Raw genomic sequence first — 20,758 nt, 5'->3', positions numbered from 1 at the left:
TTTTACCAATCATTCAACCTACAAGGCTTTTGGCTTTGTAGGTTTTGTTTCTGCAATTGAAAGTGCACAATGAAAAACATAATTTCCTTAATTAGAACCCATAAAATCAAAAGTATTTGTATTGTAATACTTTTGATTTGGTATTATTTTTCATTACCAAAACAATTATTTTCTGAGCCTACATCAACAGTTATTGAAAGCAAAGATGGTCAACTATTGGGAGCCCAAATTGCCAACGACGGCCAATGGCGTTTTCCAAGTTCAGATAGTATTCCTTCTAAATTTTCTGCTTCCATTATTGCCTTTGAAGATGCCTATTTTTATAAACACCCAGGTTTTAATCCCATCTCTATTGCAAAAGCCTTTTGGCAGAATATTAGGGCAGGTGGTATTGAGCGAGGGGGAAGTACATTAACACAACAGGTAATTCGTTTATCTCGAAAAGGGCAACCTAGAACTTATTTTGAAAAGCTAATTGAGATTATTCTCGCAACCCGATTGGAGTTTAGGCATCGTAAAGATAAAATTTTAAAACTATATGCAGCAAATGCTCCTTTTGGAGGTAATGTTGTAGGTTTAGATGTTGCGGCTTGGCGATATTTTGGTAGAAACCCACATGATTTATCTTGGGCGGAAAGTGCTACACTAGCCGTTTTACCAAATGCACCAAGTTTAATATATCCTGGTAAAAATCAACAACGCTTATTAGAAAAACGAAATAGATTATTAAAAAAACTTTTTGAGGAAGAAACTATTGATCAATTGACCTATGAGTTGGCAATTCAAGAAAGTTTGCCTCAAAAACCTTTTCCTTTGCCACAAATTGCCCCACATTTACTACAAAAAGTAAACAAAGAATATGTTGGTAAACGAGTTAAAACAACAGTAGATAAAGCCTTACAGCAACGTGTAAATATTGTTGTAAAGAACAATTACAACATCTTAAAACAAAATCAAATTTATAATATAGGAGTTTTAGTTTTAGATGTAAAAACTAGAAAAGTATTGGCTTATGTAGGGAACTCGCCAACAGATAATGAACATCAAAAAGATGTAGATGTTATTGATAAGCCAAGAAGTACAGGTAGTATCTTAAAACCTTTTTTATATGCTGCTATGTTAGATGCTGGTGAAATTTTACCAAACACATTGGTAGCAGATGTCCCTACTCAAATAGCGAGTTATAATCCTAAAAATTTCAATTTAGAATATGATGGTGCTGTGCCAGCTAGTAGAGCCTTGTCGAGGTCACTAAATGTGCCTTCAGTTAGAATGTTACAACAGTTTGGTTTGGATAGATTTCATCATTATGTGAAAGAACTAGGCTTAACAGATATTAAATATAATGCTAATCATTATGGATTATCATTAATTTTAGGTGGTGCAGAAAGTAATTTATGGGATTTATGTAAGAGCTATGCGGCAATGTCCTCAACTATTAATCATTACGAAGAAACTAGTGGTAAGTATTATACAAATGAGTTTGTAAGTCCTACTTTTCTATCAGACTTTAAAGTTGATTTTGGAAAAATATCTACTGAAAAACCAATATTTGACGCGGGCTCAATTTATATGACTTATCAATCTTTAAAAGAAGTTAATAGACCCCAAGGAGAAGAAAATTGGGAGTTTTTTGACTCCTCAAAAGAAATTGCTTGGAAAACCGGTACTAGTTTTGGATATAGAGATGCTTGGGCTATTGGCTCAACCAAAGATTATGTAGTTGGTGTTTGGGTGGGTAACGCCGATGGAGAGGGTAGACCGGGGTTGGTTGGTGTTTCAACAGCAGCACCTATTTTGTTTGAAGTTTTTGATGTATTGCCAAAAAGTAAATGGTTTACAACACCTTTCGATGAGTTAGAGAAGATACCAGTTTGTTCAAAAAGTGGGTATAGAGCTTCTGAAATATGCGAGCAAGTCGATTCTGTTTTTGTACAACGAGCAGGACTGAAAACAAAAGCTTGTCCATATCATAAATGGATACATTTAGATGAAAGCGAACAGTATCAAGTGAATTCATCTTGTTATCCTATTAACAAAATGAAACATACTTCATGGTTTGTATTACCGCCTTTAGAAGCTTTTTATTATCAACGTAAAAATCCTTCATATAAAAATTTACCATCCTTTTTACCCAATTGTTTATCCTCGGATAAAGTAGTGATGGACTTTATTTATCCAAAAGAATCGGTTAAGGTATTTTTACCAAAAGATTTTGACGAAAATACCAATCAGTTGGTTTTTAAACTAGCTCATAATATTCCAAACATTAAAATTTTTTGGTATTTAGATAAAGATTACATAGGTACAACACAAACATTTCACGAATTGGTTTTCAGTCCAAAACCGGGTAAACATGTAGTAACAGTTGTAGATGAATTAGGGAATGAAATTAAACGCTTAATAGAAATTACAGAATAACTTTTATTAAATAATACTGAAAATGTATTATCTTGCCCATTAATAACTCTAATGCAACCCCTTACCATGTTAAAGACAGTAATTGTTGATGACGAAATCAACGCACTTGAGGCTTTAGAATGGAAGCTTGAACGTTATGTTGATAAAATGGAAATTATCAAATGTAACGATCCTAAAGAAGCCATAGATACCATTGAAAGAGAAAAGCCTGACTTAGTATTTTTAGATATAGAAATGCCTGAAATGGATGGGTTTTCTCTGCTACAACAATTATCTTACACTAATTTTGATCTTATTTTTACAACAGCTCATGATGAATTTGCTTTAAAAGCAATAAAGGTTTCTGCAATTGATTATTTGTTAAAGCCTGTAGATAAAGATGAGTTAATTACTTCTGTAGAAAAGGTAAAAGCATCAAGAAAGGAAAATGTAATTGAAGATAAATTACAATCTCTATTTTTAAATTTAAAAAGGAAAAATGACAAAATTAGCATTGCTGCTGATGGAAAAATTTCTTTGTTTGATAGAGATGATATAGTAATGTTAAAAGCTGATAAAAGCTATACAACGGTTCATTTGATAGATAAAAGAACTTTATTAGTTACTAAAACATTAAAAGAGGTAGAAAAAAAGTTTAACTATCCTGAATTTTTTAGAGTACATGCTTCATATTTAGTAAATATGAATCACGTAAAAGAGTTTTCAAAAAAAGACGGAGATGTTTTAACACTTGTTAATGATTTAGAAGCTTCAGTGAGCAGAAATAAGAAAAATGAATTATTAGAAAGATTTTTCTAATAAAATTGCCTCATAAACTTCCAATTTTTTCAAAAAAACTCTTTTTAAGCAATTTCTAATAGTCTAACTTTATAGAAGTAATATACGATTTTTTATGCTATTTGACTTTAATTCTGAAATATATGCATGGATAAGAGGAGGTGTTTTGTTAGCATCTATATATAGTTTATTATTTTTTATTTTTAATAAAAGAAAACAGTATCTCTATTATAGTTTGTTTTTACTCTGTTTCTTTATTTATTTTTTAAAAAACATTGTTAATAGTACCTACGAATTTATTTACGATTACATAAACTATCCAATATTATTATTGGGATTAGCGGCATATATAGCATTCGGAAGAGATATTTTAGAAACAAAAAAGAGAATCCCAGAATGGGATCAGCTAGTGGTATTGGCAATGCGTTTTACCTTTATTGTGGCGTTTATTTTTGTAGCTATTGAACTATTTTTAGGAAATAATTATCAAGAAAAAGCATTTATCTTCTTAATGCCTATAATTACGGTATTTTCTATTCTTACTTATTTTGTATTGCCCAAAATAGGAGGTAAACATGTAACTTATTTTATTATCGGATCCTCCTCTTTAATGACTTTGGCTATTACTGGTTATTTATTAAAAGTTGCATTTGATAATCATTATTTGGAAAACTTTGGTATACAACCAAAGTTTTTAATGTATTTAGGCGTTGTTATTGAAATGATTATGACCTCATTACTTATTGTAAATAAATTCAATTCATTTGAAAACAATAAGCTCAGAATGGAAAAAGAATTAGTAAGTCAGTCTAAAGAGATGGCTGACTTAAAAATGACAGTTTTACAAACTCAAATGGATCCTCATTTTTTGTATAATTCATTAAACTCTATTAACAATTTTGTATTACAATACGATAAAGAAAAGGCTTCGGATTACATCACGAAATTTTCTAGATTAATTAGAGAGGTGTTAAAAAATTCTACAAACTTAACAATACCTTTAGAAGATGATTTAGGCATACTAGGACTTTATATTAAGCTGGAACAAATGCGTATGATTGGCGGTTTTGACTATATTGTTACTGTTGATGAAAGTATAAATTTAAGAAATATACAGGTGCCTCCATTATTTATGCAACCCTTTATAGAAAATGCCATTTGGCATGGGTTTAATAATAAAAAAGATTACAAAAGAATAAATCTTTCTATCTATGATGAAGAAGATAATATCCGTTGTGAAATTATTGACAATGGTGTTGGTATAAAAGAATCAGAGGCTAATGCTGCAAAGCGTAAATCTAATAGAAAGCCATTTGGTTTAAAGGCTTCTGAAGACAGAATTAAATTATTGCACGAAAATCAAAAAGTCTATGTAATTATCGAAGATATTTCTAACGGTAAAGAGACAGGTACTAAAGTGACAATCAAATTTCCTAAAAAGATATTGTAAGTGGTGCTATTGAGTTAATTTCAAATAAATTACACTCTTTTGGGTATAAATATTAGATTTTTGAGAGATGATTTAACACCATTTATTGTTAAAATTCTACCATTTATTAGATTTTTCTGGGCATTTATTGAATTTAGTTGACCCTATCAAAAACAAAATGTAAATTTGAGTAGAAAATATAACTACTTGAAAACCCAATGTCTATAGCATCATTTTCAAAACCATCAGATGCTGATGTATTACAAAAAATGGAATCTAATGGAAAATTCTTAAATTTTGTGGGTAAAGGTGTTGTGTTACAGAACATGAACGAAACACGGTATATTAGAACTATTAAAATTATAGTAGACCAAGAAGAAGTATTACAGAATGTAGTTTATGTAAAATTAGGTATAAACTGGTTTTTTAAAAAAACAGAAACAGTTTTGTTAAATACTTAATTCCAATTTAAAATTTACGGATACGAAAGTGGGAAAATTTCTATGAAAAGGAAACTCTTAAATGTTCCCTAAGGCCTCAAAAATCAATATATATTTTGAGGTTTTTTTTATGTTTTTTCTTATAAGACTTCAACCTCAAAATTTTGTTTTCGCTTTATTATTTATTGAATATCTTTGACAGAAATCTAATATTGATGATAAATAGATTTATTTTAGTAATTCTAGTATTAATAAATTGGCCTTGTTTGTCTCAAACTGATTATAGTTCAAGTTGGGAAGATTTTTATTCTTACAATAATGTAAAAGATTTTACTAAATCTGGGTCAAAGATTTATGCAGTTACTGACAATGCTGTTTTTGTTTATGATGAGGTTAGTCAAGAGACAGAAAAATTATCGTCAATTCAAGGATTATCAGGAGAAACTACAAGTAGTATTTATTATAGTGAAACTCATAAAAAGCTTGTAATTGGATATCAAAATGGATTGTTAGAAATTGTTGACGAAAAAGGAAAAATTACGTTGGCTAATGATATTCAGCGATTAAGCATTACTGGAGAAAAAACGATTAAGCATATTATTGAACGAAATGATAAACTTTATTTTTCTACACCATTTGCCATTGTAGTATATGATATTGAAAAGTTAGAGTATCAAGATACTTATTTTATTGGAGCTAACTCTTCTACAGTAAATATTCATCAAATTGCCATTTATAACAATTTAATTTATGCAGCTACAGAAAATGGAATTTATACTGCTGATGTAGATAGTAATAGTTTAATTGATTTTAATAATTGGCAACAACCACAAGGTAATTTTGTTGGAGATTTTAGAACGATAATAGTTTTTAATAATCAACTTTTTACCTCTAGGTTTAGTGGATTGTATAAGATAAATGGTGAAAATTTAGAATTAATTAACTATTTGGAAGATAACATATTACAATTAAAAAGTTCTGAAAATTTTCTTACTGCTACAACTCAAAAATCAGCTTACGTTTATAATAATTCATTGTCTGAGCAAATAATTACCAATACATCATTAGAATATAATTATGTATTACAATCCGCCTTGGCAGATGATAATTATATTTATTTAGGTACTAAAACATTTGGAATTTTACGCCGCAGTTTTTCAAATGTATCAGAATATATTGAGATTCATCCTCAAGGGCCTATTTCTAATGATATATTCTCTATTACATCTGAAAAAAACCATGTTTGGGTTGTATATGGAGGTTATGACGGAGCTTTTACTCCTTTACAGAACGAAGGCCAAATAAGTCATTTTAACGGTTCAGAATGGATTAATATACCTTACAGCAGTATTGCTCCTGTTCGTGATTTAGTTCATGTTACAATAGATCCAGAAAATTTAGAAAAAGTATACATCAGTTCTTTTGGTCAGAGCGATATAAATAGTCTTAATTCTACTGGAGGAATATTAGTTGTTGAAAATAATGAAATAACTTCCTTTTGGAATCATACAAATAGTAATCTTGAAGATTTAGCACCCGACAATCCCAATTACAATAGTGTTCGTATAAATGGTACGGCATTTGACAATAATGGAAATTTTTGGATTACAAATTCTTGGGTTAATAATAAACTTAAAAAATTAAGTAAAAATGGCACTTGGAGTAGCTTTGATTTAAGCTCTATAATTACCAGTAATGCACCAGGTTTATCAGAATTAGTTATTGATAAAACAGGCAGTGTTTGGATAGGTTCTAGGCGAAATGGAGTATTAATTTTTAACGAAAACGGAGAAAGAAAACGAGCCTTAATTACAGAAACTACAAAAGGTTCATTACCCGATTCAAATGTTAGATCATTGGCTGTTGATAGAAATAATAGAGTTTGGATAGGTACAAAAAAAGGTCTTGTAGTATATTCAAATGCAGGTAGTGTTTTTGATGATGCTATATATGATGCTTCCTCAATAATTGTTGATGATGACGGTATTGCCAAAAAGTTATTAGGCGATCAGCCCGTTAATACTATTGCAATTGACGGAGCTGATAATAAATGGTTTGGTACAGAAACAGGTGGCGTATTGGGGACTAATTCGTCAGGTCAAGAAACATTATTTAATTTTAATAAAGACAATTCGCCATTGCCTTCCAATAAAATTGTTAAAATAAAAGTAGATGATAGTACTGGTAAAGTATTTTTTGCTACAGATAAAGGGCTCGTGGCATTTAATAATAATGTTGCTCCGTTTGGAGATGAATTGGGAGAAGTTTATGCTTATCCAAATCCTGTAAAAAAAGAACATGCTTTTGTAACCATTGATGGTAGAAATGGCACTCATTTACCACGTGGAACAAATGTTAAAATACTAGATGCCTCTGGACGACTAGTTCATGAAACCAATGTAATTGAAGGTCAAGAATTAAAAGGAGGAAAAGTTGTTTGGAATAAAACTAATTTGGCAGGCAGAAAAGTGGCTTCTGGAGTATATATTGTTCTCTTAACAATTCCTGACAGATCAGAAACCTCAATAACCAAAATAGCTATAATCAACTAACATGTTAATTACAAGCAAAGCTATTGTTTTAAATGCCATAAAATATGGCGATTACGACCTTATAGTAAAATGTTATACAGAAGAAGGAATACGGTCGTATTTGGTAAAAAGAATATTTAAAGCTTCAAAAGGCAAGTTAACTCCAGCTTTTTTTCAACCGTTAACACAATTAGAAATTACAGCTAATTATAACGATAACAGAACGTTACATTTTATTAAAGAAGCTAAAATTAGTACTCCTTATACCACAAATCATAACAATATAATTAAGCAAACTATGGTAGTATTTTTGTCTGAAATGCTATCAAATGCTTTAAAAGAAGAAGAGGAAAACCCATCTTTATTTAGGTATTTAGAAACAGCTTTTCAATGGTTAGATAGTCATAGTAATGCTTCAAATTTTCATCTGGTATTTTTGATAAACTTGACCAAATATTTGGGGTTTTATCCTGAAAAAGGAGATCAATTTTTATATTTTGATTTAATTGAAGGAAAATTTACAAATCACTTGGTTTCAAACCTATACATTTCGGGTAAAAATTTAGATTATTTTAAAACCTTACTCGGCACAAATTTTGATAGATTATATGAGCTAAAATTAAATAAAACTAACCGACAAGATTTATTAGAAATTTTGATTCAATTTTTTGAATTACATTTACCTGGATTTAAAAAACCAAAGTCTTTAGAGGTTTTAAAAGCAGTATTTAATTAAGGCTTGTAATTTGGTTGAAGTTGTTAAAAATTTATATAAAAAAGTAGAGTATTTTAGTAACTATTTAAATCTATTTTACATTAAATATCAACCCAAATTAATGTGTAATTGTACACAGAAATGTAAAAGTTAAATTTGATGCAGCGTTTCTTATCACTTTTTTTTATTGTTTCTTATTTTACATCAATGGCACAAACCATAACTATTTTAGATAAGGATACAAATTTCCCTATTGCTAATGTGGCCGTATTTAATGAAGATAAAACAAAAGGAAAAGTTTCAGATAAAAACGGACAAGTTGACCTTTCTGCTTTTAATTTCAATGATATTTTATCATTTAGTCATGTTGGCTTTATTGAATTTGAAGTATTAAAACGGCAAATTATTGATAATAAAGTGTTTTTAAGAAGCTCTTCACATCAATTGGCAGAAGTGTTTTTATCATCATCTAAAAGTCAAGAAACACGAAATCGTATCGCAGAACAGATTGATGTTTTTTCTATAAAAGATATTCAAAAAGTTTCTCCACAAACTTCAGCAGATATGTTAGCGGAAATGCCAGGAATTAAAGTGCAAAAATCTCAATTTGGTGGCGGAAGTCCTGTTTTGCGAGGGATGGAATCTAATAGAGTTTTATTAGTTGTAGATGGTGTACGAATGAACAATGCTATCTATAGAAAAGGGCATTTACAAAACTCAATTACAGTATCTCCAAATATGTTAGATAGAACAGAAGTTATCTTTGGTCCATCTTCGGTAATTTACGGTTCTGATGCGTTAGGTGGTGTTATACATTACTATACAAGAAAGCCAACTTTGAGTAACAAACCATCAGTAAATGCATCTGGTTTAGCAAGATACAGCTCTGTAAATAATGAAATTACAGCTCAAGCAGGGGTTGAGCTCTCGTTTAAAAAAATAGCAAGTTACACAAGTATTTCTCATAGTAAATTTGGTGATTTAATGATGGGAAAAAGCCGAAATCATGGTTTTGATGATTGGGGTAAAGTTTTTGAATATTCTAATAATTCAGATACATATTACGGAGAGTCTCCAGTAGTAAATTCGAATCCAAATTTACAAAAGAATACTGGGTTTAATCAAACAGATTTTTTACAAAAGTTTTTTATTCCTCTTACTGAGACTACTAAATTGAATGTAAACATGCAATATAGTATCTCTTCCGACATTCCACGTTTTGATCGTCTAACAGAAAGAAAAGATGGTGAATTACGCTATGCAGAATGGTATTATGGCCCGCAAAAAAGATTTCTATTATCTACACAATTAGAACTAAATCCAAATAAAAAATGGATGAATCACGGTTTAATTACGTTAGCTTATCAAGACATTTCTGAATCTCGTATAAACAGAAAATTTGGTAGTTTAAATCGGTCTTATAAAAAAGAGAATGTAGATATTTTTAGCTTAAATGCAGACTTTTCTGTACCTTTAACAAAATCAAAAGATAGAATTTTATCTTATGGTATGGAGTTTACTCACAATGATGTTGGCTCTAACCCTGAAGGAAAAACCTTAGCTGTCAATGGCAATACAATTACAGGTTATTCAGGTACTTTCGCTGTTCAATCTAGATACGCAGATGGAGGTAGTACCTATTCTACAGCTGCTACTTATGTAAATTACCGACAAGATATTAGCAAAACTTCAACATTAAATTCGGGAATTCGTTTTACCTATACCAATTTAGCTGCAACATGGTTAGATGATACGTTTTTTACCCTGCCTGATAGTGACATTAATATAGATAACTCCGCTGTTACAGCTACTTTAGGATATGTTTTTAAGCCTTTTACCAATTGGCAATTTAATGGTGTGTTATCTTCAGGATTCCGTTCACCAAATTTAGATGATACGGGTAAAGTACGTGAAAAATCAGGTGATGTAACTGTACCAAATATTAACTTAAAACCCGAATACGCGTATAATGCAGAACTGGGAATTTTAAAATATTTTAATGAAAAAAAATTCTATGTAGGAGCCACAATGTATTATACTTTATTAGATAATTATATAACGCGTGTAGCTTTTGAGTTGAATGGAAATACAACAATGATTTACGAAGGTGAAGAAGCTAATATAGTAGCCAATGTAAATAAAGATCAAGCTTATATTTATGGAGGTACTTTTGACATAAAAGGAACAATTTCTGAATACTTTAGCACTCGTGCTTCTGTAACCTATACCAAAGGTAAAGCTTATGATACTAAAGAACCCTTATCATCTATTCCACCATTATTCGGAAAGATAGAATTAAGTCATGAAAAAGGAAGATTTACCTCTAGTATTGATTTTAAATTTAATGGAAGAAAGAGACCCGAAGATTATAACATTTCAGAAGATATTGACCGTTATGAAGAAACTCCGTATATACCAGAATCTGATTCATATTATGGTACACCAGCGTGGTCAACTTTAAATATAAATACCAAATACAGACTAACCAAGAACTTTGATTTGATGGTAGCTGTAGATAATATTTTTGATATTCATTACAAAGAGTTTGCCTCAGGAATCAGTGCACCAGGGAGAAATTTTTCTTTTACCTTGTTAGGTAATTTTTAAGTTGTCATAGATAAGAGGTTTTATTCTTTGCTAAAAAATTAATGACTATCTTTGGCCAGTCGCTTAACATATTCATTAACACTTTATTATAAAATTTCTTAGATGTGTTAAGTTTCTTTTATATGTCTATGAGAAATAACCCAACAGATAACATTGAAAATGGTAATACAATTTTAATAGTAGAAGACAATGTTCTTTTATCTGATGCTATTGAAATGATGATTAAATTACTGCCTGTAAAAGAATCATTAAAAAAAATTGAAATTAGAAAAGCTACTGATTATGAAAGTGGTGTTGTAAATATTTTAGAAATTGCCAAACGAGGGTGCTTGGATACAGTAATTTTAGATATCAATTTAGGGAAGTTAGATAAAAACGAGAAAAAAACAGGCCTAGAATTAGGTGTTTTAATTAGAAAACACACTCCAAAAACTAAAATTATAGTTTTTACGTCTCATTGTGATGAACTTCGGATAAATACAATACTAAAAAGTATTAAACCAGAAGGATTTTTAATAAAAGATGGAAATACGGATCATAATAAATTCCAAGAAATTGTATTAAACGTAATTGGTGGAAAGATTTATTATTCAGATGCCGTGGTAGAAGTTATGCATAAAAAAACCCAAAACAAGTAGCGTTTGGCAAAAGGGAATAAGCCAAAGGACACTTATTAAGGGTTAATAGTATTTTCAATTTCTACAATATGAGACCTAATTGCCTTGCTTTGAAGAAGGATTGGATTTTTAGAAATCGAATTTATAGGTTAAACCACCAAAAACTTGTAAACCTTGTACATAGTAGTTGGTGTATTTTTGATAATCGCTACTGAGTAAATTATTTACTTTGGCAAATACGGTTAATTTTTCATTGAATTTATAACCTCCATTAAAATTTAAATCTACATAATCTCCAACAGTGATAATTTCGGGAGAATTAATTGGTGTTGAAATTTCGTCTTTTCTACTACCTACATAAAAAATATTGGCACCAGCAAACCAATTCTCATTATTATAATCTGCAAAAGCACTAACCTTTAAAGCGGGCAAACCCCATGCTTTTTCTTCGTTTTTGGTATCATATTGGTTAAACTCAGCATTACCACCTAATTTTAATTGTTTTGATACATCTATTGCTACTTCTGCAAATCCATGAATCGTTTTAACAGTATCGTAAACAATTCCAAAAGAGTTTCCTGCTTCGTAACCATAATCTACGGTGTTAATGCCAGAGGTTTTTGAGGCATTTAATTTGTAAAGTCCTTTATTACGCTCGTTACTGTAAGAAGCTTTAAAGTTGTAACTAATATTTGAGGCTAATTTTCCTTTTAGACCGAAAAAGCCATTGTATTGTTCATCAGTGGGCTTTACAATTAATGTTGGTGACACAAAAGGATTGCCCTCTGTAAAGCTTTTAAATGTGTTTTGGTGTAAATCACCCGTAACACCTCCATAAAGTGTCAATACCTCGTCTATGATTTTGTAAGAGGCTGTTACGTTAGGGTAATAATAGGCGTTATTTGTGTTTCCACTACCAGAACCTGCACTATACAATAATTTTACTCCTAAGTTTACAGTAAGGTCATTTCTTAAAATTTCTAAACTTGGGTTAAAACCTATATTAAACATGGTATATTTTAAGTCGTCAAGATTATCATAATTTTGTGTAAATTTTCCATTTAAAAACTCTAACCTAACATCAGCTGTAATGTATTCGTAAGCAATAGGGAATTCTATTTGTGGTTTAGCTAAAAAGTAAATTTCAGCACTGCCTTGACTATCAGTAAACCGATTAGAACTTACTGTTGCTCCTTTAAAAAATGAATCGTAGTAATCTACCTTACCATCAACATAAACTTCAGTGTATTTTTGTTTTTCATCAATACTATTAATTGTATTTTGGCTAAATAAAATTTGTTCGGGTAACCCATACCAATTGTATTTTTGAAGATGAGCACCTCCGTTAACTTGCCAGCTAAAATTGCGTTCATCTTGCTTATAAAATAGATCTAATCTTGTGTCAAAATAATCATCGTCTAGTACAATATTGTTAATTCCTCCAACAGATGAAATATAATTAAAAAAAGCACCAAAATCGTTGTAACGATTGCTGTTACCGTGTACAAATAATTCAACACCGGGAGTAGTAAAATTACCAAATCCTACAGATACATAATTGTCATAAACCTGTGGACTTGGGTTAACCTTTAAAACTTTTGCTTTTCCTTTGGCAGGAGTAAAAGTTGAGGCTACAGGAATAGAAAAAATACTATACTTAATAGGTTTTTTAACATTGATATCGTTGGTATCAATTTCAGGTGACGATTTTATTTTAAAAGCATCAGAAACGGTTGGTGTATACGATTTTACTACATTAATTACTTCAGTTCCAATAGTATCTTTTTTAGTTACTTGAGCAAAAGCTATGGTAGATACCAACAGTATTAATAATGTTGAAATGTATTTTTTCATGTGTTTAAATCTATTGTTTTTCAATGGTCACATGCAGTTCGCAATTCATCATTTTTTATGATAAAATATTGAACAAGCTCGTTTTTTGTTATAATTTTATTTTGACTGTTTTTGAAAGTTAATTTTTAACTAAAAACACTTCTAATCAATCTAATATAAATTGAACTTTTAATATTAATTATCAGGATTTACAGACTCATTTGTTTCTGCTTCTTTCTTTTTAATTTTTGCAAGTTCTACTTTGGCTTCGTCAGTTACATCTTTATAATCTGAAAAGTTTTTTATTACACTTTCTAAAATATAAGTTGCTTGATAAGCATCTTTTAATTCATAAAAGTTTTTAGCCATTACTATTAATCCTTTAGCACCAAAGTATTTGTAAGCAGAATAATCTGCTACTAGTTGCTGAACAACAGTATTAGAAACTTTATAATTTCCTTCTTGATGCTTAAAATAAGCATCGTAGTACAACGATTCAGCTTTTAATTCACCCTTAGCAATAGTTCCAACTTCTTTATAAGCCTGTTCAGCTTTTCTTTCATCTCCAGTTTTAAAAGCAGAACGAGCAATAATTATTTTTGCATCTGATTTTATTCTGTTTTCTAATTTAGGTCTTAATAGTACTTTTTCAGCATAAGCCACTGCAGCATCGTAATTTTCTAATTCGTAGTAACCTTTCATTAAATTACTTTGAGCAAAAGTGATATTTTGAGGAAAATCAGCTTGTTCTTCTAATTGTTCTAATATTGGCATTGCTTTAGCCCAATTATTAGCCTCTAAATATGCTTGTGAAAGTCTAGACAAAGCCTGTTCAGTAAATTCATTACGGCCTTGGTCTATAACATAACTGTAATACGGAATTGAGGCCGTCTGTTGTTTTTCATTAAATAAGGCTTCTGCTAGGTAAAAATTAGCATTTAAAGCATGTCCACCATTAGGAAATTCTTTTAAATATTTTTTAAATGCGGTTATGGCTTTTTTACGGTTGTTTAATAAATATTGTTTTTCGGCAGATTCGTACATGTCATTGTCTAAATCAGAATCTGTTACGGTAACAAAATCGAGCCCTTTTACCCAAGAAGCATATTCATCAACACGACCTAAGTCTACATAAATTTGTCTTGCATTAGCAACTGCTTGTTTTGCTTCACTGGTATTAGGAAATTCTTTTACAACACGTCTGTATTTATCAAGAGCTTCGTTATCTCTTTCAATGTTATAATAGATTAAGCCTTGTTTTAATAAGGCTTTTGGTACATAAGAGCTTCTTTTATATTCCTTTAAAAGATTATTGTAGGTAGAAAGAGCAGCATCGTTATTTTCTGCAACAACATAAGAGTTGCCTAGTTCGTAATAGGCATCATCACGTAGGGTAGATTTAGGATATGCTTTTAAAAATGCATTAAAATCGTCAATTTTAGCATTGTTTTTTCTGATAAATCCATAACTCATAGCACGTTGAAAATGAGCATAATCTCTATCTATTCCCTTAGAATTGATTATATGATTATATGCTGTTATAGCTTTGCTATAATTACTTGATACATAATAAGCATCTCCTAAGCGTAAATAAGCATCATTTAGTTTATCACTATCGTTTGGACGACTATTTATAAATGTCTGAAAATTATCTCCTGCACGGTTATAATCTTTTAGTTTAAAGTAAGAATATGCAATGTTATAATCGATAATTTCATTTTCCGACAATTCAGAAGTATTCATATTTTTGAATTGTTGAAACCCTTCTAACGCATCTTTATAATTATTAGATAAATAATTGGTTTCTGCTTTCCAAAAAATAGCACGAGCCGTTATTTTACTGTCCATAGGATTATCAACTGCAATGCCAAAATACTCTTTAGCATTGTTATAATTACCATCATTAAACAACTGAATTCCTCTATATAAAGCTACTTTTTGATATAATTCTTTATGATGCGTTTCGTTTTTACCTTTTAAAGCTTCCAATGCTCCAACATAATCTTTAGAAGAGATATAGGCACTAATTAAAAGCTCACTAATTTCATCTTTTGCAGAAGATTTTGGATATAAATCGAGATATTCTTGAAGAACATCGGGAACACTTTTATATGGATTTCCAATTTCATAACTCAATTTAGCATAATTTAGCCAAGCATCTTTTTTGATATCCTCACTATAATCCATTTGAGAGGCATTTCTAAAAGCATTTAAGGCTTCTGTTTTTAAATCTGTTTTTAAATAACATTCTGCTAAATGATAGTAAGCATTTTGAGAAACTGAATTTTTACCACCAATAATTTTATTAAAATTAGCTATGGCATTTTCGTAATCGTTTTGTTTGTAATAAGCATAGCCTAATAAGTAATAATCGGTATTGTTCCATTTACGACGTTTGCCTTTGTAATTTTTTAAATGTGGAATTGCCTCGGCGTATTTATTTAAGTTAAAATAACTTTCTCCAATAATTTTAGAAATTTCAGAATGTTCGTTTCTATCAGCTTTTGCAAGAAAGGGTTCTGCAATATCAATAGCTTCTTGAAATTGTCCTGTTTTAAATTTAATATTTGCCATGTAATAAGGAACATCATCTCCTAATTCTTTATCATCTGCAATTTCACCAAGGTAACGGTCGGCATTATCATAATCATCATCTTGATAGGCAATAAACCCATAATAATATTTGGCCTGAGAACCGTATTCTTGTGAAGTCAATAGTTTTTGAAATATTCCTTTTGCTTGATCATATCTTTTAACAGCAAATAGCCCATACGCATATTTAAAATTAAAATCTTCTTCTTGCTGTATAGATAAATTGCGTGTTTCTACTCGTTTATACCATTTAAGGGCATAAGGATAGTTTGCATTTTTAAAATAATAATCACCAACCTCTAAAAAAGCTGTGTTTTGTTTCGTGCTAGTAGGGAAACGTTCTACAAAATTAAGCATCATTTTGTCACCATCTCGTTCACCATTTTGAATAGCACTAAAAGCTTCGTAGTATACACAATTAGCTTTATATTCAGAAAGATCATCAAATTCTGATTTTAAGGAGCTAAATTTATGTTTGGCGGCAACAAAATCTCGATTATTATACAAATCAACTGCGTGATTATACGCAGCTAAATTATGTGTGTAAATTTCAGTTTTTTGGGCATAGCCAGTAACTGAGCATATTGAAATTAGGGAGGCAATAAGCCAATTATGGCGATGTTTCATTGCTGTGAATAGTTTAAATAGATATTCGTTAATAGTTATCAAAAATAATACACTCTAAGTAAAACAACGTGTATTTTATTCTAAATTGTACAATTGTTAATTAATATAACATTTTGTTAACTAAATGTGTTAAACTTTAACACAATAGAGCAAATATTAAGCCAAACCCAGTTTAGTTTTCATTTTTAAGTTCTAAAAGTATATTTAAGTGAAAAAGGTTTTGTTAAGTATTTTAATGTGTCAAAATTTAATATTGTTCGTTGTAAAAATGGTTTTCATAATTTAAATTATTAACCCTAAATTTGTCAAGTATATTAATCGTAAATCTATGTCTGAACAAAAACCAGTATTACATTTAAAGAATGCCTCTATTTTTCAGCAAGAGAATTTAATACTTTCTGATATTAATCTTGATATTTACAAGGGTGATTTCATGTATTTAATTGGTAAAACAGGTAGTGGAAAGAGTAGTTTGATGAAAACATTATACGGTGATTTACCTTTGCTAAAAGGAGAAGGCTATATAGTAGATTTCGATTTAAATAAGTTGAAAGAAAAAGAAATACCTTATTTAAGAAGAAAATTGGGGGTTGTTTTTCAAGACTTTAAGTTGCTTAATGACAGAAATGTACATGATAATTTATTATTCGTTTTAAAAGCAACAGGTTGGAAAGATAGCTCTAAGTGTAATGCAAAAATTGATGAGGTTTTAGAAAAAGTGGGAATGAAAACTAAGGGGTTTAAAATGCCTTTTCAACTTTCTGGAGGTGAACAACAACGTGTTGCGATTGCAAGAGCCCTTTTAAATGATCCAGAATTAATTTTGGCTGATGAGCCAACTGGTAATTTAGATCCTAAAACTTCTTTAGAAGTAATGAGTGTTTTAGAGGAAATTAATAAAGAAGGTAGAACTATACTTATGGCAACACACGATTATGCCTTAATATTAAAATATCCTCATAAAACCATTAAATGCGATGGCGAAAAGGTTTTTGAAGTAGTTTAGAGCGTATTTAGTTTTGGCTTTTGCTTAGTAAGCTAGGTCAATTATTTTTTGTGCATTTTTTTTAGTATCAAATTCTTTTAAATGAATTGAATTTAAACGATTTTCAAAATTTTTGGTTGTATAGTTCTTTTCTAGTAATTCAATTATTTTTTGAGTAAATTCTTTTTTTGTGTTTGCTATTTCACACAAATTTTCTAGACCAGTATTTTCTACCATTTTACTATTAACTAAACAGAATCTACCATTAAAAAGTACATTTATAAGTTTTAATTTTATGCCAGTATTTTGAAAAGTTGGTAGTATATTTATATGAGCTTTTTTTAACAAATCATCTAAATGATTTTTATCTTTTATAATTACAAACTGCATATTACTATAAGATGATATTTTTTTAGAAAGAAACTCATTTTTAAAACTACTAGCAAATACTGTAGGAAAATTAATCTCTTTTAGAATGTCAATTAAATAAAGAACAGCCTTAATGTTATCTGCTACTCTTAAATCTCCATGATATAATATAATAGAACCTTTCTCAGAAAGATTTTTTATAGTATTATTTTTATGAAAAGCAGGTAAGTAAAAGGCTTTATCACCAAATTTTTGTTTAAAATAACTTTGTTCTAATGGAGAAATTGTTAAAATACTATTCACTTTGTCTAGTATTTTCTCGTAACGTTGAAGTTTAAAAGCTTCTATTTTAAATATTATTTTTTTTAATATGTTTTTTTCGCTTTTTGCTAAACCATAAAAATAATTATGTTCAATATTGTGAGCTCTAACTAATAGTTTTCTGTTAGAAAAAGAGGTTTTTAATAATAAGCTTGTAGTATGTAAACCTTCAAATAATATTGGGGCTTCAATACAATTTAGGTTTTCAGATAGCCTTTCATTTTGTCTTGAATTGACTCTTAGTGGAAGAGTTGAAAAAATACTGTTTATAAAAGGTTTTCTTTTATAATAATAAACTTGTTTGCAATATTTTTTTAACTCATCCTGTTTGCCTTTACCAAACTCAAAAGTATGTAAATAAATATCAATTTTTAATTCATATAGAGATTTTAGCTTATAAAATACATCTATTATACCACCATAATTAGGAGGATAAGGAACATCAAATGAAATTATATGTAAAGATTTATTCATTAATTATACTCATGTAAAAAAAACATTTTACTAAGATATTACTTTAATATATTTTATAAATTAATAAGAATTAAAATTAGACATTAAACAGTTAAAATCATCAATATATTAATTAAATATTCAGTAATAACTAAAGAAATAATACTTATTTTATGTTCTGAAATATTTTTATTAATTGTTGCTTTTCATTTTCCCAACAATACTTTTTAGCTGTGGTTTTTAAGTTTTGTTTTGCTATAAAATAGGATTGTTTATTCTCAAATATCTCCGTTATTTTTTTAGCTAATTTTTTTGGTTCTAATTCATTAATTATCCAGCCTATATTATTTTCAGACACCAATTTAGCTACTTCTATTCTATTAGAAACTAATAATGGAATTTCGGCCTGTATATAGTCAAAAATCTTGTTAGGTAAGCTATATTCATAGTTTAAATTGGTGTTTTTATCTAAAGAGAGGCCTAAATCTGATATTTTTGTATATTCCATTAAGGCTTTATAAGGCATTTTATCCTTAATAATTACTTTATCTTTTAAGTTTAGATTTGTTACTAAATCTTTTAATTTTTTAAAAACATCACCATTGCCAATTATGTAAAGTATAGTATTATCTAAGTACTGCATCATTTTAACGGCTTCTTCTGCTCCACGATCAATATTAAGTCCAGAGCCTTGTAAAATCAGCATTTTTTTATTGCTCTTAATTTTTTTTGCAAAATCTAGGTCAATAGACTTTTGGTGTAGTTTAGGAGCAATATTTCTTATTACATTTACCTTAACTCCGTATTTTTTATGATAAAAATTTGCAATGCTACTGTTTACGGTATATACATTTTTAAGCTTTGGAAAAATAAATTTTTCAATAGATTTCCATATTTTTTGAACGAAAGGACGATGAGTTAATTCACCAACCTCAGTAAATAGTTCATGACTATCGTATACTAATTTTTTATTGAAAAAGCGGCTGATTATAAAATTAGGTAAAAGGGTATCTAAGTCGTTAGAAAGTAAGATGTCTTTTTTTATAAAAAGGAGCTTAAAAAATAGGCGTATGTTGAATTCGGCATAAAAAAAAACTTTCTTTTTAAAGAGAAGTTTCATTCTAATTGTACGATAATTTCGATGAATAGGTAAGCTATCAGGTAACTTTCGCCCAATAAGAATAACCTCATAATTCATGTTAACCAAGGTTGTACAAACTTTATGTACGCGTTGGTCAGTAACCAAATCATTTATTACAGAAACTATAATTCTTTGCAATGGATTGTTTTGTTACGAAGGTAAAAAAAATCCCGTTCTTAACTTCTTAAAAACGGGAAATTGCTATGAAAAAGAGATGACGTGTCACCTCTTTATTAAGTCGTAGTTAATTGTATACCCTTACATAGGTTTTGAATAACTATTGTTTTGGTTTAAAGTTATAAGATTCTTGATTAATTCCAGTGCCACTTACATACTCGTTATTAATATACTTTCCGCCAATATTAACACTTTCCTTATAATAGAAATTAGCAATACCATGTTTTAAATTATTTTGCCAAGTACCTTCATAAATGGTACCATTTGTATAATAATATATGCCATAACCACTTCTTATACCATGACTATAATTGCCTACATACTTTGAACCGTCATGCCAAGTATATGTTCCAAAACCGTGACGTTTATCTTGCATCCATTCACCTTCATAAACATCACCATTAGACCAAACATATTTACCTTCTCCATCACGTAATCCTGATTTCCAGTAGCCTTCATAAACCCCTGTTTGATACTGCATGGTTCCTTTGCCATTTATGCAATTGCCAGCAATACATTTTTTTACAATTACCCTGTTCTCTTGTTGTTCAATAGAATTGTTAGAATTTTCGTTTTGGGCAAGCGTAATAATAGGAGATAATAAAAATATGAGTAATAGCTTTTTCATGTGTTAAAATTTATGTGTTTTAATTTGTAAGATAGAATTTTGCGTAGCTCTTTTTTTTTGCTAAAATTTGAGGCTATAAATAATGTGTTAAATAT

General features: G+C 29.5%; 14 protein-coding genes. 9 read left to right on the top strand and 5 right to left on the bottom strand.

Translation table 11 applies throughout. The features are described from left to right. Positions 1-69 precede the first annotated feature (69 nt). The 8 genes from pbpC (at position 70) to EGM88_RS08930 (ending at position 11,558) form a co-directional block, all read left to right on the top strand. A complete protein-coding gene (gene pbpC, locus EGM88_RS08965; protein WP_123897682.1) occupies positions 70-2,421 on the top strand; it encodes a penicillin-binding protein 1C in 2,352 nt (783 codons plus the stop codon). 66 nt (positions 2,422-2,487) lie between these two features. Next, positions 2,488-3,219, top strand: coding sequence for a LytR/AlgR family response regulator transcription factor (locus tag EGM88_RS08960; protein WP_162497561.1), 732 nt, complete (start codon positions 2,488-2,490; stop codon positions 3,217-3,219). 94 nt (positions 3,220-3,313) lie between these two features. Continuing rightward, positions 3,314-4,648: a sensor histidine kinase gene (locus tag EGM88_RS08955; RefSeq protein WP_123897678.1), complete on the top strand. Its 1,335-nt coding sequence runs from the start codon at positions 3,314-3,316 to the stop codon at positions 4,646-4,648. Positions 4,649-4,845: 197 nt separating this feature from the next. Beyond that, positions 4,846-5,088, top strand: a complete 243-nt coding sequence (locus tag EGM88_RS08950) for a hypothetical protein (RefSeq protein ID WP_123897676.1) — start codon at positions 4,846-4,848, stop codon at positions 5,086-5,088. A 194-nt stretch (positions 5,089-5,282) separates the two neighbouring features. Continuing rightward, positions 5,283-7,619 carry a type IX secretion system anionic LPS delivery protein PorZ gene (gene porZ / locus EGM88_RS08945; protein ID WP_123897674.1) on the top strand — a complete coding sequence of 779 codons (2,337 nt, stop codon included), beginning with the start codon at positions 5,283-5,285 and terminating at the stop codon, positions 7,617-7,619. A gap of 1 nt (position 7,620) precedes the next feature. Then, a complete protein-coding gene (gene recO, locus EGM88_RS08940; protein ID WP_123897672.1) occupies positions 7,621-8,334 on the top strand; it encodes a DNA repair protein RecO in 714 nt (237 codons plus the stop codon). 186 nt (positions 8,335-8,520) lie between these two features. After that, the gene (locus tag EGM88_RS08935; protein WP_238988415.1) at positions 8,521-10,920 is read left to right on the top strand and encodes a TonB-dependent receptor; all 2,400 of its coding nucleotides are present in this window, start codon (positions 8,521-8,523) and stop codon (positions 10,918-10,920) included. A 122-nt stretch (positions 10,921-11,042) separates the two neighbouring features. Next, entirely contained in the window at positions 11,043-11,558 is a 516-nt protein-coding gene (locus EGM88_RS08930) for a response regulator (RefSeq protein WP_123897669.1), read from the top strand. 108 nt (positions 11,559-11,666) lie between these two features. Here EGM88_RS08930 and EGM88_RS08925 read toward each other — a convergent pair whose 3' ends face one another. Both EGM88_RS08925 and EGM88_RS08920 read right to left on the bottom strand, forming a co-directional pair. Next, positions 11,667-13,391, bottom strand: a complete 1,725-nt coding sequence (locus EGM88_RS08925) for a TonB-dependent receptor (protein ID WP_123897668.1) — start codon at positions 13,389-13,391, stop codon at positions 11,667-11,669. A 174-nt stretch (positions 13,392-13,565) separates the two neighbouring features. Next, the gene (locus tag EGM88_RS08920) at positions 13,566-16,589 is read right to left on the bottom strand and encodes a tetratricopeptide repeat protein (RefSeq protein WP_123897666.1); all 3,024 of its coding nucleotides are present in this window, start codon (positions 16,587-16,589) and stop codon (positions 13,566-13,568) included. A 328-nt stretch (positions 16,590-16,917) separates the two neighbouring features. Here EGM88_RS08920 and EGM88_RS08915 point away from each other — a divergent pair, with 328 nt between their 5' ends. Then, positions 16,918-17,595 carry a cell division ATP-binding protein FtsE gene (locus tag EGM88_RS08915; protein ID WP_123897664.1) on the top strand — a complete coding sequence of 226 codons (678 nt, stop codon included), beginning with the start codon at positions 16,918-16,920 and terminating at the stop codon, positions 17,593-17,595. A gap of 24 nt (positions 17,596-17,619) precedes the next feature. Here EGM88_RS08915 and EGM88_RS08910 read toward each other — a convergent pair whose 3' ends face one another. The 3 genes from EGM88_RS08910 to EGM88_RS08900 form a co-directional block, all read right to left on the bottom strand. Next, positions 17,620-18,738: a glycosyltransferase family protein gene (locus tag EGM88_RS08910; RefSeq protein WP_123897662.1), complete on the bottom strand. Its 1,119-nt coding sequence runs from the start codon at positions 18,736-18,738 to the stop codon at positions 17,620-17,622. 145 nt (positions 18,739-18,883) lie between these two features. Then, positions 18,884-19,996 (bottom strand): glycosyltransferase, encoded by a 1,113-nt coding sequence (locus EGM88_RS08905; protein WP_123897660.1) that lies wholly within the window; start codon positions 19,994-19,996, stop codon positions 18,884-18,886. 139 nt (positions 19,997-20,135) lie between these two features. Continuing rightward, entirely contained in the window at positions 20,136-20,663 is a 528-nt protein-coding gene (locus EGM88_RS08900) for an MORN repeat-containing protein (protein WP_123897658.1), read from the bottom strand. Positions 20,664-20,758: the final 95 nt, after the last annotated feature.

Origin of the sequence: Aureibaculum marinum (assembly GCF_003813905.1) — a bacterium.
Lineage (GTDB): Bacteria > Bacteroidota > Bacteroidia > Flavobacteriales > Flavobacteriaceae > Aureibaculum > Aureibaculum marinum.
The sequence above is the reverse complement of the archived record's forward strand: the minus strand, read 5'-3'. Positions and strand labels throughout refer to the sequence as shown.

Bases quoted from the DNA above. Each gene is read 5' to 3' on its own strand.
- pbpC (WP_123897682.1), top strand. From the start codon at position 70: ATGAAAAACATAATTTCCTTAATTAGAACCCATAAAATCAAAAGTATT.
- EGM88_RS08960 (WP_162497561.1), top strand. From the start codon at position 2,488: ATGTTAAAGACAGTAATTGTTGATGACGAAATCAACGCACTTGAGGCT.
- EGM88_RS08955 (WP_123897678.1), top strand. From the start codon at position 3,314: ATGCTATTTGACTTTAATTCTGAAATATATGCATGGATAAGAGGAGGT.
- EGM88_RS08950 (WP_123897676.1), top strand. From the start codon at position 4,846: ATGTCTATAGCATCATTTTCAAAACCATCAGATGCTGATGTATTACAA.
- porZ (WP_123897674.1), top strand. From the start codon at position 5,283: ATGATAAATAGATTTATTTTAGTAATTCTAGTATTAATAAATTGGCCT.
- recO (WP_123897672.1), top strand. From the start codon at position 7,621: ATGTTAATTACAAGCAAAGCTATTGTTTTAAATGCCATAAAATATGGC.
- EGM88_RS08935 (WP_238988415.1), top strand. From the start codon at position 8,521: ATGGCACAAACCATAACTATTTTAGATAAGGATACAAATTTCCCTATT.
- EGM88_RS08930 (WP_123897669.1), top strand. From the start codon at position 11,043: ATGTCTATGAGAAATAACCCAACAGATAACATTGAAAATGGTAATACA.
- EGM88_RS08925 (WP_123897668.1), bottom strand. From the start codon at position 13,391: ATGAAAAAATACATTTCAACATTATTAATACTGTTGGTATCTACCATA.
- EGM88_RS08920 (WP_123897666.1), bottom strand. From the start codon at position 16,589: ATGAAACATCGCCATAATTGGCTTATTGCCTCCCTAATTTCAATATGC.
- EGM88_RS08915 (WP_123897664.1), top strand. From the start codon at position 16,918: ATGTCTGAACAAAAACCAGTATTACATTTAAAGAATGCCTCTATTTTT.
- EGM88_RS08910 (WP_123897662.1), bottom strand. From the start codon at position 18,738: ATGAATAAATCTTTACATATAATTTCATTTGATGTTCCTTATCCTCCT.
- EGM88_RS08900 (WP_123897658.1), bottom strand. From the start codon at position 20,663: ATGAAAAAGCTATTACTCATATTTTTATTATCTCCTATTATTACGCTT.